The sequence below is a fragment of the Paraliomyxa miuraensis genome, assembly GCF_026337845.1.
Taxonomy (GTDB): domain Bacteria; phylum Myxococcota_A; class Polyangia; order Nannocystales; family Nannocystaceae; genus Paraliomyxa; species Paraliomyxa miuraensis.
This window is the reverse complement of record NZ_JAOVZF010000151.1, coordinates 49387-61450: the sequence shown is the minus strand read 5'-3', so window position 1 is coordinate 61450 and position 12064 is coordinate 49387. Positions and strand designations below refer to the sequence as shown.

Here is a 12064-nt window from a genome sequence, read left to right as displayed (position 1 = left end):
TGCGCAGGACACGGGCACTTGCGCACGACCCTCTCGCGACCGGCTCCAGGTGGAAGGGGACGAGGATGCGCAACGAGTGTTCAGAAGCGCCCCACGATGACGTCATCTTGGTGGAAAGCCCTAGGATACCGACCCGCATTGGGATGAAACGAGTGCACTCTGGTGGCGATCCTTCGAGCGCAAGAAGGCGACAATCATCGTGGTGAAGCAAGACAAGACGGTCGCCCACCGGGTTGGGCATCGCGGCGCGGAGCACGTTGGCCTACGAGGGGCATCGAAGACCTTCCTCTATCGTCCCTCGCGCCTCGAGGCCAAGGACCTGGGTTCGCCCCTGACCTGCGTGCTCGTCCACGCAGCCCACACGACCGAGCCGATGACCGTCCTCGACATCTCGCCCACCGGGCTGGGGATCGAGCTCGACGATGCCACCGCGCTGACCCCGGGCACGCTCATCGACGAGGTCCGTCTGATCCAGGACGATGCGACCGTCGCCAGCGAGCGTGCGATCGTCGTCAACCTGCTCGAGGGTCCTCCTCGACGACTGGGGCTGCGCCTGATCTCCGGATTGCTCGACCTACGCATGTTGCAGCTGCGCGACATGGCCTCGACCAGCGCACTCGAGACCGTGCTCGAGACCCAGCGAACCGAGCGCGAGCTGCTCCCTCCGCAGTGGCGCGCGGCGGTGGCCGACCTGGCGCAGCTGCTCAAGCGCACCGCTGACTTCTTCGACCAGATCGAAGCGGCGATCCCGGGAACGCAGGCCACCAACTACGAGCGCAACCTGTTCGAAGAGCTGTTCCCGACCTGGGGTGCCGAGTATCACTCCATGCTTCGCGAGCTCCACGCCCTGACCATCGAGCTGCCGGCCGAGGTTCGCACCGCCGGGCTGGACTACGCGGCGCACCTGCTGCTGCCGCTGGTGTACATCGGCCCGGCCCACCGCCGCGCCTACGACAAGCCCCAGGGCTATGCCGGCGACTTCGAGCTGATGCGCCTGTTCTTCACCCCCGTCATGGAGGGCGACACCCTCTTTGCCCGGTTCCTGCACTACTCGGCGCAGCGCTATCCAACCGCGCACACGGTGGTCTCCCGCGAGCGAACGCTGCGGGAGATCCTGCGCGAGCGCATTCGGCAAGAGCGCCCCCTTCGCATCCTCTCGCTGGCCTGCGGGCCAGCCCTCGAGATCCAGCACGTGCTGGCCGAGGTCACCAAGATCCGACAGCCGATCGATCTGTACCTGCTCGACCAGGACGAGGACGCGCTGGCCCACGCGCATCGGGCCGTGCGCCACGTGCTCGCCGACCGCAGGGAGGCGCTGGCCAAGGTGAGGCTCAGCGCCCTGCACTTCTCGGTGATGCAGCTGCTGCGGCCCCGCGACGAGGCCGAGGTCGCGGTGGCACGCGACATGCTGCGCGACATGGATCTCATCTACTCGTCGGGGCTGTTCGACTACCTCCCCCACCCGGTCGCCCGCCGCCTCGTTCAGCGCCTCTACGGACGGCTGCGCGACGGCGGCGAGCTGTTCCTCGGCAACCTGCGCGAAGACCCGGCCAGCAGCTGGATGATGGAGCACGCGACCGCGTGGCACCTGATCTACCGCGAACCCCCGCAGATGCTCGCCCTCGCCGAAGGGCTCGACCCCGAGCCCACCGACGTCGGGCTCGTGCTCGACCGGACCGAGCGCTGCATGTTCCTGCACGTGGCCCGGCCCGCGCCGTAACGAGCCCCTGGATGACCGAGCCGACCCCGCGGGCGGCTCACGACTCCTCGGCGTCGCTCCTCCGGCTCGAGCTGGAGCTCGTGATGGCCGACGTGTGCAGCTTGGTGGAGAGCAGCTCTTCGTGACGGATGGTGCGCATGCCCCCCTCGTGCTTGGCCTGCTCGAGCGCCTCGATCGCCTTCGCCAGCAGGACCGACAGCTCCTGCGTCTCGGACGAGAGGCTGGCCATCCCGGCGCTCAGCTTCAGCTCGATGGTCCCGGCCCGGGTGAACGCCGGGGTGCGGGCCAAGGTCCCGATCAGCCGGTCCGCCACCTCCCGGGCGCGACCCGGCTCGGTCTCCGGGAGCAGCAGGACGAATTCGTCCCCGTGATACCGGCCCACCAGATCGAACTGGCGCACGTCCTTGACCAGGCGCTGCCCGAGCTGGACCAGGATCTCGTCGACCACCGAGTCGCCGTGGCGCGCACCGATGTCCACCACGCCGTCGATGCCCAGCACCAGGCAGGACAGGGGTCGCTGGTAGCGGCGACACCGGGCGAGCTCGTCCTCGGCCAAGAGCAGGAACTGCGCGCGGTTGTACAGCTCCGGACGCTGCCCGCCGCGCATCATCGCGTCGATCTCCTCGCGCAGCAGCACGCGCTCCTGCTCGGCCTGGAACTCGCGACGCTCGAGCGAGTAGCGCTGGTGCTGAGCCGCCACGGTGATGATGATCGTGCTCAGCAAGAAGAACTGGTTGGAGAGGATGACCGCGGAGTCGCGGGCGTCGAGCAAGCCCAACAAGAGCGGACTCATGTAGAACGCATAGATCAGCCCGTTGAGCACCAGGGCCCGGCGAATCGTCCACAGGAACATGATGCCGATGCACAGCACCAGGAGGTTGAGCCCCGCGTAGTAGGCGGACTCGAGCCCTCCCTCGAGCCACACGATCGCCGACAGTCCCCACCCCGCGACCAGGTTGACCGAGAACGCCAGCGCGGTGACGTGGCGCTCGACCCACCGCGGCCGTCGTCGGCACAGCATGAAGATCGTCACCGCATAGCTGCAGATCACCAGCCGCAGCACCAGCGCCACGAACACGTACTCGGGCAGGAACAACCAGTCGAGCAGCCAGAATGCCAGCATGAGCGGAGTGCCCAGCCCGGTCTCGAGTCGCAGCATCGCCACGTTGCGGGTGTCCACGCGCGCCTCGAAGTCCTGGAATCCGCCCAGCAGCGCCTCCATGGAGGGGAAGCGCTCGGAGGCCTCGCGCGACAGGCCGCGCATGAGGATCCGGTGCAGCCAGCGAGGGACCTGGATGTCGGTGGGCGGCGATCGAGGCTCGCCCTCGAGGATCGCCTTGGCCACCGCGCCGTGGCTGTCGCCCTCGAATGGCCGGGTCCCGTAGAGCGCCTCGTAGAGCGCCACGCAGAAGCTGAACTGATCGCTGCGAGCATCGGCCGGGTGCCCCTTGTGCTGCTCCGGGGACATGTAGGCCGGCGTCCCCATGATCGACCCGGTCTTGGTCAGGCTGGCCTGTGATCCACGCCCGCTGCGCTCGGGAGACCTGGGGACCACGGGTCGCTCCGCAGACACGGCGGCGTCCTCGGATGCGACCTGGCCTTGCCAGCACGCCAGGCCGAAGTCGAGCACCTTGACCCGCCCGTCGCTGCTGACGATCACGTTCTCGGGCTTGAAGTCGCGGTGCACGATTCCCGCCCGGTGCGCGGCCGCCAGCCCCTGCCCGGCGAGGCGAAAGATCTCCAGCACGTCCTTCCACGAGCGCGGAGCATCCTCGAGCCACTGGCGCAGGGTTCGGCCCTGCACGTACTCCATGGCCACGAAGATCCGGCCCGCGTAGTCCCCGACCTCGTGCACCTGCACCACGTTGGGATGCGACAGCTTGGCCATCGCACGGGCCTCGCGGATCATCCGCTCGTGGGCGTGCTCGGTCTCGCCGGCGCGACCGTGCAGCAGCTTGATGGCGACCTTGCGATCGAGCCGCTCGTCGAGGGCCTCGAACACCACGCCCATCCCGCCCCTGGCGATCTCGTGGAGCACCGTGAATCGGCCCATGCGTCCGATCCGGCGCTCGTCCCCCGAGGAGCTCGACGGCACTTCGGTCCGACGACCCCCCTGCACGCCGGGACCATCCAGCATGACCGTGTCCCCGTCCGGAGCCGCTTGCTTGGGTCGCTTTGGCTCTACGCTCACCAGACCCGCGCAGTGTCTCACCCGCGAACCGGATCGGACAACTGCCGGCGATCGGAGCTCGAGAACACCTCCTCCGGCGTCAGCCCACGGGGTCGCACCTGGAAACAGGGCCGTCCGCGCCCACGCTCCGCGGTCGACACCGCGGCCCCGGCGGGGGTACACCATGGGTCGTGCGTGGCGACCGTCTCAGGCCACGAGGAGGACCTCAATGGAGAATCTCGACGAAGACTTCGAGTACGCCGTCGACCGCTCGCAGCTGCTCGATCGCAAGCCACCCACCAACGTACTCCTCGATCTCTACAGCCTCTACAAGCAGGCGACGGTCGGCGACGTGAACGGCGAGCGTCCCGGCTTCACCAATGCGCGCGGGCGAGCCAAGTACGATGCATGGGCCACGCGCAAGGGCATGAGCCAGAACGAGGCCAAGCGCGCTTACATCCAGCTGGTCGACGAGCTCGACGGGGGCGAGTCCTAGCCCAGGTGAGCGGACGCATGTCAAGACGCCGCGGCTCGAGCAACGGCCAGACGCTCGAGCTCCGCCGACACGAACGCCCGTAGCTCGCGCCCATCGAGCGGCTTCTCGAGCGTCCGATTGGGCACCCGGGCCATGACCTCGCGAACCTCGTCGCGCAGGGCTCCGCCGGTGATGAACACGACCCGCTCCTCCATGCCCGGACGCTCTTGTGCGAGGCGGCGGTGGAAGTCATAGCCGTTCAGGCCCGGCATCATGATGTCGCACAGGATCACGTCGAAGCCCTCGCCGCTGCACCGCGCCAGCGCGTCCTCCACACTGGAGCAGCTGGTCACGGCGTGCGGCTGGAGCACGCGCTCGAGGCTGGATCGCATGAACGGCTCGTCGTCGACGACGAGGATCCGGCCGCGGCGTGGCACGGCCACCGCGCCAGAGGCCTCCGCGGACACGAACGCAGCGGGCCGAATCGACGTGGCCAGGGGCAGGCGCACCGTGAACACGGCACCGCCGCCTCGGCCACCGCTCCCGAGATGACCCCCGAGATGGTTGGGCCGCTCTCGGTTGCGCACGTCGATCGTCCCCGACATGCCCTCGATGAGCGAGTGGCAGATGCTCAGCCCCAAGCCCGTGCCCTTGTTGACCGGCTTGGTGGTGAAGAACGGATCGAAGATCGAGTCGATCACCGCCTCGTCGATGCCGGGCCCCGTGTCGGCCACGTCGATGGCCACCAGGTCTCCTTCCGTTCGTGCGGTGATGGTGATGCGCGGCGCGGGATCGTGCTGCCCCTCCATCGCGTGCATGGCGTTCTCGACCAGGTTGATGAGCACCTGCTCGAGCTCGAAGCGCCGCCCCGCGGCCGGAGCCGCACCAGCGGCTCGGACCTCGATCACCACGTTGGGATATCGCTGCGGCTGGATCATGGCCAGGGCGGTGTCGACGGTCAGCGACAGATCGACCACCTCCATGGCGGCATCGTTGCGCCGCGCAAACAAGCGAATGTTGCGCACGAGCCGGGTGATGCGGTTGGCCCCCACCGAGATCGCAGCGATGAGCTGGTCGAGCTCGCTGCGCGTCTTCGGTGAGAGCGAAGGATCGAGATCGCCGAGCAGGTCCTGCGTGAGCTCGGCGCTGGTCACGATGTAGCTGAGCGGGTTGTTGATCTCGTGGCAGAGCCCGGCGGCCATGCGCCCCAGGCTCTCGAGGCGCTCGGCCTTGCGCAGGCGGCTCTCGACCACCGCGAGCTGCCCGCGCTGCTCGTTGACCGAGGTCTCGAGCTCGCTCATGCGCGCGCGATCCCGCCGGGCGTAGCGCCACTTCTCGCACAGCGCATACGCGAGCTGCTGGACCTCCAGCACGTCGAACGGCTTCTTGAGCACGAGCACGCGATCGCGGCCGGGCAGCGCCTCCACGCGCTGCCTCCAGCGTCGCTCCGGATAGGCCGTGCACAGCACGACGTGCACGTCGGGGTCGGCCTCGAGCACCCGGCGCGCCGCCTCCAGGCCATCCCAGCCCGGCGGCATGCGCACGTCCATGAACAACAGAGCATACGGCTGCCCCTGGTCGTTGGACACGAGCACCCGCTCGAGCGCGGCCTGGCCCTGATCGACGTGGTCGAGCGCGAACGAGGGGCGAGGGGCCTCCACGGGGAGCCCGAACACCGCGGCTGCGAGCATGTCGAGGTCTTCGTCGCGGGCGCGGTCGACCGCGAAGATCCGCCGGAAGTCGTCGTGGATGGAGGGATTGTCGTCCACCACGAGGATCCGGTAGGACGTCCGCCCTCCGGACATGGGCGGATCGGTCTGGTTCGAGCGCGACGTGGTCACGGCATGATCCTCGGCAGGGTCAGGCACATGCGAGCGCCCTTGCCGGACCCCTCGCTGTGCGCGTCGAGCGAGCCATTCATGGTGCGTGCCGCGATGAGCGACGCATGCAGGCCAAAGCCATGACCGTTGGGCTTGGTCGAGAAGCCGTGGTCGAACAGCTTGCCGAGGTGCTCGGGGTCGATCCCGCTGCCGTTGTCCTCGACCTCGAAGTGGAGCTTGTCGTCGCTGGCGCTCAAGCGCACCGAGAGCGAGCGTCGCCCCTCGACGACCTCGAGGGCCTCGATCGAGTTGCGCACGAGGTTGGCGAGCACCTGGATCACGCTCTGCTTGTCGAGCACCACCAGCCCGAGATCGGCGATCTCGGTGTCGAGCTCGATGACCCGATTCTCGAGATCGAGCTGGAACATCGACAGCGTCTGCTCGATGAGCTCGATCGGCCGCACCGGCTCGACCATGACGCCGAGCTTGGCCAGGTTCTGCTGGGCCTCGACGATCGAGCGCATGAGCCCCAGATTCCGGCGCAGGCGCGTCAGCTCGTTCTGCAGCCGGTCGCGCTCGGCCCCCAGCTCATCGCTCACCTTGCGCAGCAGGGTGGGCAGCTTGCTGCCGCGAGGATCGCGGCTCAGGAACGCGGGCAGATCGTCGGCGTGCTCGTCGAGCAGGCCCACGGCGCGCTCGAGCAGGTTCAGGCGAGAGCCCTCGAGCTCGTGCTCGAGCGCCTCGGACGACACGTTGACGCTGTTGAGCACGTTGCCCACGTTGTGGAGCACCCCCGTGGCGATCTCGGCCATTCCAGCGCGGTGCGAGGCCTCCAGCAGCTCCTTGCGCAAGGTCTCGACGCGCTGCTCGGCCGTGCGCTGGCGGGTGATCTCGGTGAGGATGGCGATCATTCCGCCTGACTGGCCTTCTTGCCCCTGGAACGCGGTGATCTGGGTGAGATACCACTGCCGCTCACCCGAAGGAGGATCGACGAATGTCTCGTACTGCTGCGGTTGGCCGGTGGCGCGAGCGCGTGCGAGCACGGCCTGGACCTTGCGGTCCTGCTCGGGCGACAGCACGTGCCGGTAGTCGCTGCCGATGACCTTGTTGCGATCGTAGCCGTGGTCGACGCGATTGACGTAGAGGATCGTCATGTCGTCGTCGGTGACGATGATGTGGCCGGGCGCCTGCTCCAGCGCGGCTTCGAGGATTCGGGCGTCCGTGGCCATCAGCGAGCCCCCTTGGCTACCAGTTGCTCGCGCAGCTCGGCCAGCTCCTTCATGCAGCGCTCGAGCTTGAGCTCGAGCTCCCGCAGGTGGGCCCGGGTCGAACGCTCACGATTCCAGCGCGACGTGGTGGCCAGGGTCATCTGCTTGACCGAGCTGGCATCGAACGGCTTTCGCAGCATCAGCAGCTTGTCCGAGGCCCCCAGCTTCTGCACGATCTCCTCCCACGAGTAGTCGGAGTAGGCCGAGCACAGCACCATCTGGATGTTGGGATCCACCGCCCACAAGCGGTGGATGGTCTCCACCCCATCCCAGCCCGGTGGCATGCGAATGTCCACGAACGCCATCGCATACGACTCGCCGTTGGCCACCGCATCCTTGACGGTCTCGAGGGCCGCGGAGCCCTGGAAGGCGGAATCGCAGCGGTACGTGGGTAGCTCGGGCTCGACCTCTGGCACGGCTTCTTCTTCGCCGAAGATCTCGGCGGCGAGGGCGTCGAGCTCGTCGGGCGGACGACGCGGCTGCAAGAGGGTGCGAAAGTCGTCGTGGATGCCCTCGTTGTCATCGACGATGAGGACTCTGTAGGTCGACGAGGCGTTGACCATCGAGGCAAGGGTACGCTGGAAACCCGAGATCTGTCAGCGCTCCTCGGGCTTGGCGAGGCCGGAGCGGGCCTGCCAGTACACCAAGGTGCAAGCCGAGCCCACATGGACGCTCATGGGGGCGAAAATGCTCCGCCAGCCCCTTCAACCACGGCGCAGCCCGATCAACACCTCGCTCACCCCTCGTGCATCGTCATGGTACCCGCCCCTGCGCAGCTGCTGCTGGATCCACGGCAGCCCGTCTTCGAGCGTGCCGAACACCTTGATGGGGTGAGGGGCGCGGGCTGCCAGCGCCACTCCGGCCAGGACCGCCCTAAGGGCCGCGGCCACGAAGCCACGGCCCTCGACGATCTGCGCCTGTAGCATCACGGCGTCGCGGGTGATCCTGGCGATCTCCTCGGCTTCCTTGCGCGCGTCGGCGGGGGGGAGCAGTCCGGTCTCGTCCTCGAGGATGGTGATCACCGCGATGCGCCGGTCGTCCACGGAGTCGATGAGCTCGAGCTGATGCCTGCGCAGGATCGTCAGTCTTCGCTTGGTGGCCGCGGTCCGCCAGCGATTGATGAACACCCGCGACCAAGTCGCAAGCTGCAGGGCGTCGTCCTCGAAGACCACCTTGGCCGACATGAGCCCCGGCAGCATAGCGAAACCCGGAAGCGAGCGGGGGCACCAACCGACGGTCGGCCGGCTAGCCCTCGCCCCGCAGGGCAGCAAGCTCCTCCCGGGCCTCCCGGCGCATCCAGTGGTCGGTCGCCCGGTCGTCCACGATGGCGAGCGCGTGTTCGTACTCGGCCTCGGCCTCGGCCGCGCGTCCCAGCCTCACCAGCATGCGGGCGCGCTCGAGGCGAGCCCAGAGCTGGGGAACCGTGACATCCGGCTCGCCCTCGCCCCACGCGAGCACATGGCCGTACTCGGCGATCGCCTCCTCGAGCCGCCCCATCTCCTGCAGGCACGCGGCGGAGACCTCCCGGATCAGGGCGGCCTGGGTGAGCGACTCGGGGTCCCCGGCCAGCAGATAGCCCGCGAGCGCCCGGTCGACGTGGGCCATGGCCTCGTCGCAGCGATCGAGCATGTAGAGCGCGCGGCCGAGCTCTTCCGCGACATCGGAATGGAGCGGATGGTCGGCCGCGGCCACCCCATCGAGCAGCGTCCCGGCTCGCTGCGCCCACCAGAGCGCCGCCTCGGGGTGGTCCATCTGACGCCAGGCCGACGAGAGCTTGAGCAGCTGGAATGCGACGAAGGCCCCGTCGCCCGGCTGCAGGTCGCCCACCACCGCGGTCGCCAGCTCGAGCGCATCGGCGGTCTGCTCGTCTTCGAACACCACCGAGCGCCCATACGCGTAGGTCACCGCTACCTCGATCGCAGCGGTGCGATCCTCGGGGCCCCGCTCGATCTCCACCCATGCGTGGCGCGTCCACTCCATCAGCGCCTGGCCGTGATCGCCGACGATGGCAGTGGTCATGGCGATCGCAGCTCGGGCGGCGCTCGAAGGTACGTCGGCCTCGCGCGCCAGGAAGAATGCGCGCCGGTAGAGCTCGGCGGCCGTCTCGTCGTCGGCGAGCCGACCTCGCCACAGCAAGACCTCGGCCGCCAGCGAGGGTTCCTCGGGCAGCGTGGGCTCGGGCGCCACCGCATCGACCACGCCGCGGAGCTTCGCCTCGGCGGCACGATCCACCCAGGCCTCCTGGGCACGCTCGCGCAGCGCCTGGGCCTCGGCCGATGGCGAGCGCCCATCCACGGGCTCCACGCTGGCGTCCCCGACCGGAGGCCGCGAGCCCGACTCGTCCGAGCGGCTCGCCCCCAGCGTGACCCAGGCGCAGAGCCCCACGACCCCCGCCACGGCCGCCGCTCCCCACCACGCAGCATACGAGCGTGGAGGCTCGAGCGCGTCGAGCAACGCCGCCATGTCGGGCCAGCGGGCATCGGGATCCAGCGCCAGGCCGCGCTCGAGCACGGCGCGCACGCGGGCGGAGATCTCCCGCACGCGAGGATCGAGCCGTAGCGCGCGCTTGGCCTCGTGGAGCTCGGCCACGGTGGCTCCCCAGAACGGTCGTCGACCGCACAGCGCCTCGGTCAGCGCCACGCAAAAGGCGTACTGATCCGAGCGCTCGTCGGCCCGCCCTCCTGCGTGCTGCTCGGGGGACATGTAGGCAGGCGTGCCCATCACCGTGCCGGTCATCGTCATCGAGGAGGATCCGAGCTCGCGCGAGTCCTCCTCGATCCCGTCCTGCAGGGTGGAAGGGGCCGCCGCATGCAGCTGCGCCAGGCCGAAGTCGAGCACCTTGACCCGCCCACCATCGTCGACCATCACGTTGGCTGGCTTGAAGTCGCGGTGGATCACACCCGCCGCATGGGCCGCCGCAAGGCCCCGGCCCGCGGCCGCGAACACGCGCAGCACCTCTTGGGGACCGCGCTCGGTGCGAAGCCAGGTCGACAGATCGCAGCCCTCGCACAGCTCCATCACGATGTACACGCCCACGGGCGGCACGTCGCGAGGCCAGCGGGTCTCGAGGGTCGCATCGTAGTCCCCCACGTCGAACACGCTCACCACGTGGGGATGGCTCACCCTCCCGAGCGCCGCGGCCTCTTGCTGGAGGCGCTCCACGGCGCGGCCATCGCTGGAGCCCATGCGGATCAGCTTGATCGCGACCCGTCGCCCGAGCTCGGGATCGAGGGCCGCGTACACGACTCCCAGACCGCCCGCACCGAGACGCTCGGCAAGTCGGTAGCGCGCGATGCTTGGCGCTCGATCGGCAGGCATGGGGCGGGAAGCGGCCCTCAGGGTACCGAATCTTCATCATCGTCGCCGAACAGGGCACCCACCCGCAACGGGAGCGCCTCGAACGGCTCCGGGCGAACCTCCTCGCCCCGCTCGGCAATGAGGATCTCGAGGTAGGCATCGGAGGTCCAGCGATAGACGGTCAGCGTGCCCTCGTCGGGGTCGAGGATCCAGTAGTGGGGTACCCCGTGACGGTGGTAGACGCGCTTCTTCTTGATGAGATCGTTGCGCCGATTGGTGGAGAGGATCTCGCAGACCCAGTCCGGCCGCTCCTTGATCAGCACGTCCTCGGGCTGCGCAGAGACTCGATCGCGTCGCCAGCCGACCACGTCGGGGCGAAAGGTGTTGGCCTCGTCGAAGTAGACGTCGACCTCGGTCGCGAACCACCAACCGCCGGGGAAGCGACCGCCGGTGCGGCGATCGAAGGGCTCCACGTGTCCGGAGAGCTTGCGTTGCGCGGCGCCGTGCTTGCCGGACGCAGCGCCCTTGGGCTCGATGCTTCCCTCGATGAGCTCGTGCCGACGATCCTCTTCTGCGATCGCGAACAGCTCATCCACGGTCGCGAGCTTCGAGGCGGACGAGGTCATGCTCCAAGGCTACCAGATCGCATCTCGGTGCGGCATGGCGGGCCGGGCGCTGCCGGAGCACCGTGGACCCATCGCGCGGCCGTGGCCCATCGCGCTACCCTGGTGCCCGCGATGACCAGTCCCGGTCGAAGGCTCGCCATGCTCGTGGTCGCCACGCCCCTGCTCGCGACGCCCGCGAGCCTCGGCTGTCGAACCACACCAACGCAAGCGCACGCGCCCGTCGTGCCGCCTTCGGCGGTGCCCGACGTGCAGGAGATTTCCAGGGGCACCCACGTCGAGCTGAGCGAACACCTCGTCGCCGGGAAGGTGACCGTGTTCGACTTCCATGCCCAGTGGTGCAAGCCGTGCAAGGAAGTCGACCGTCACCTCGCGCAGGTGCTCGCGACCCGGGGCGACGTGGCCGTGCGCAAGATCGACGTGGTCGACTGGGACAGCGAGGTGGCCAAGACCCACCTTCGCTATGCACCCACCCTGCCCTATGTCGTGGTGTTCGGGGTCGGCGGCAAGGAGGTCGCCAAGATCTCCGGCCTGAAGCTCGACGCGCTCGACCAAGCCATCGAGAGGGGGAGCCGCAAGTGAAGCACGCACGCATCATCCTGGCGCTGGGCGCGAGCCTCGTCCTCGCGCTCGGCCCCGCGGCCATCGCACGCGCCAGCCCGTGAGCGGGGTGAAGCAACCCCAACCTCCC

General features: G+C 68.8%; 10 protein-coding genes. 3 read left to right on the top strand and 7 right to left on the bottom strand.

Going from position 1 to position 12064, the window contains the following annotated elements; all coding sequences use genetic code 11:
• Positions 1 to 199 precede the first annotated feature (199 nt).
• Positions 200 to 1720, top strand: a complete 1521-nt coding sequence (locus OEB96_RS18320) for a class I SAM-dependent methyltransferase (RefSeq protein ID WP_266217388.1) — start codon at positions 200 to 202, stop codon at positions 1718 to 1720.
• A gap of 37 nt (positions 1721 to 1757) precedes the next feature.
• Here the strand turns inward: OEB96_RS18320 and OEB96_RS18315 are convergent, their stop codons facing one another.
• Positions 1758 to 3857 carry a protein kinase domain-containing protein gene (locus tag OEB96_RS18315; protein WP_266217387.1) on the bottom strand — a complete coding sequence of 700 codons (2100 nt, stop codon included), beginning with the start codon at positions 3855 to 3857 and terminating at the stop codon, positions 1758 to 1760.
• 262 nt (positions 3858 to 4119) lie between these two features.
• Between OEB96_RS18315 and OEB96_RS18310 the strand changes: the two genes are divergently transcribed.
• The gene (locus OEB96_RS18310) at positions 4120 to 4386 is read left to right on the top strand and encodes an acyl-CoA-binding protein (RefSeq protein ID WP_266217385.1); all 267 of its coding nucleotides are present in this window, start codon (positions 4120 to 4122) and stop codon (positions 4384 to 4386) included.
• A 20-nt stretch (positions 4387 to 4406) separates the two neighbouring features.
• Here the strand turns inward: OEB96_RS18310 and OEB96_RS18305 are convergent, their stop codons facing one another.
• From OEB96_RS18305 to OEB96_RS18280, 6 genes are all read right to left on the bottom strand, one after another.
• Positions 4407 to 6206, bottom strand: a complete 1800-nt coding sequence (locus tag OEB96_RS18305) for a hybrid sensor histidine kinase/response regulator (RefSeq protein WP_266217384.1) — start codon at positions 6204 to 6206, stop codon at positions 4407 to 4409.
• Positions 6203 to 7414, bottom strand: a complete 1212-nt coding sequence (locus OEB96_RS18300) for an ATP-binding protein (RefSeq protein WP_266217382.1) — start codon at positions 7412 to 7414, stop codon at positions 6203 to 6205. The genes OEB96_RS18305 and OEB96_RS18300 overlap by 4 nt, the downstream gene beginning before the upstream one ends.
• Positions 7414 to 8016: a response regulator transcription factor gene (locus OEB96_RS18295; protein WP_266217381.1), complete on the bottom strand. Its 603-nt coding sequence runs from the start codon at positions 8014 to 8016 to the stop codon at positions 7414 to 7416. Before OEB96_RS18295 ends, OEB96_RS18300 begins: the two co-directional genes overlap by 1 nt.
• 141 nt (positions 8017 to 8157) lie before the next feature.
• Positions 8158 to 8637: a hypothetical protein gene (locus OEB96_RS18290; RefSeq protein WP_266217379.1), complete on the bottom strand. Its 480-nt coding sequence runs from the start codon at positions 8635 to 8637 to the stop codon at positions 8158 to 8160.
• Between the two features lie 61 nt (positions 8638 to 8698).
• Positions 8699 to 10771 carry a serine/threonine-protein kinase gene (locus OEB96_RS18285; RefSeq protein WP_266217377.1) on the bottom strand — a complete coding sequence of 691 codons (2073 nt, stop codon included), beginning with the start codon at positions 10769 to 10771 and terminating at the stop codon, positions 8699 to 8701.
• Between the two features lie 17 nt (positions 10772 to 10788).
• Complete coding sequence (locus tag OEB96_RS18280) at positions 10789 to 11376, bottom strand: Uma2 family endonuclease (RefSeq protein ID WP_266217376.1); 588 nt, start codon at positions 11374 to 11376, stop codon at positions 10789 to 10791.
• Between the two features lie 111 nt (positions 11377 to 11487).
• Here OEB96_RS18280 and OEB96_RS18275 point away from each other — a divergent pair, with 111 nt between their 5' ends.
• Entirely contained in the window at positions 11488 to 11955 is a 468-nt protein-coding gene (locus OEB96_RS18275) for a thioredoxin family protein (protein ID WP_266217374.1), read from the top strand.
• The last annotated feature ends 109 nt before the right edge of the window (positions 11956 to 12064 follow it).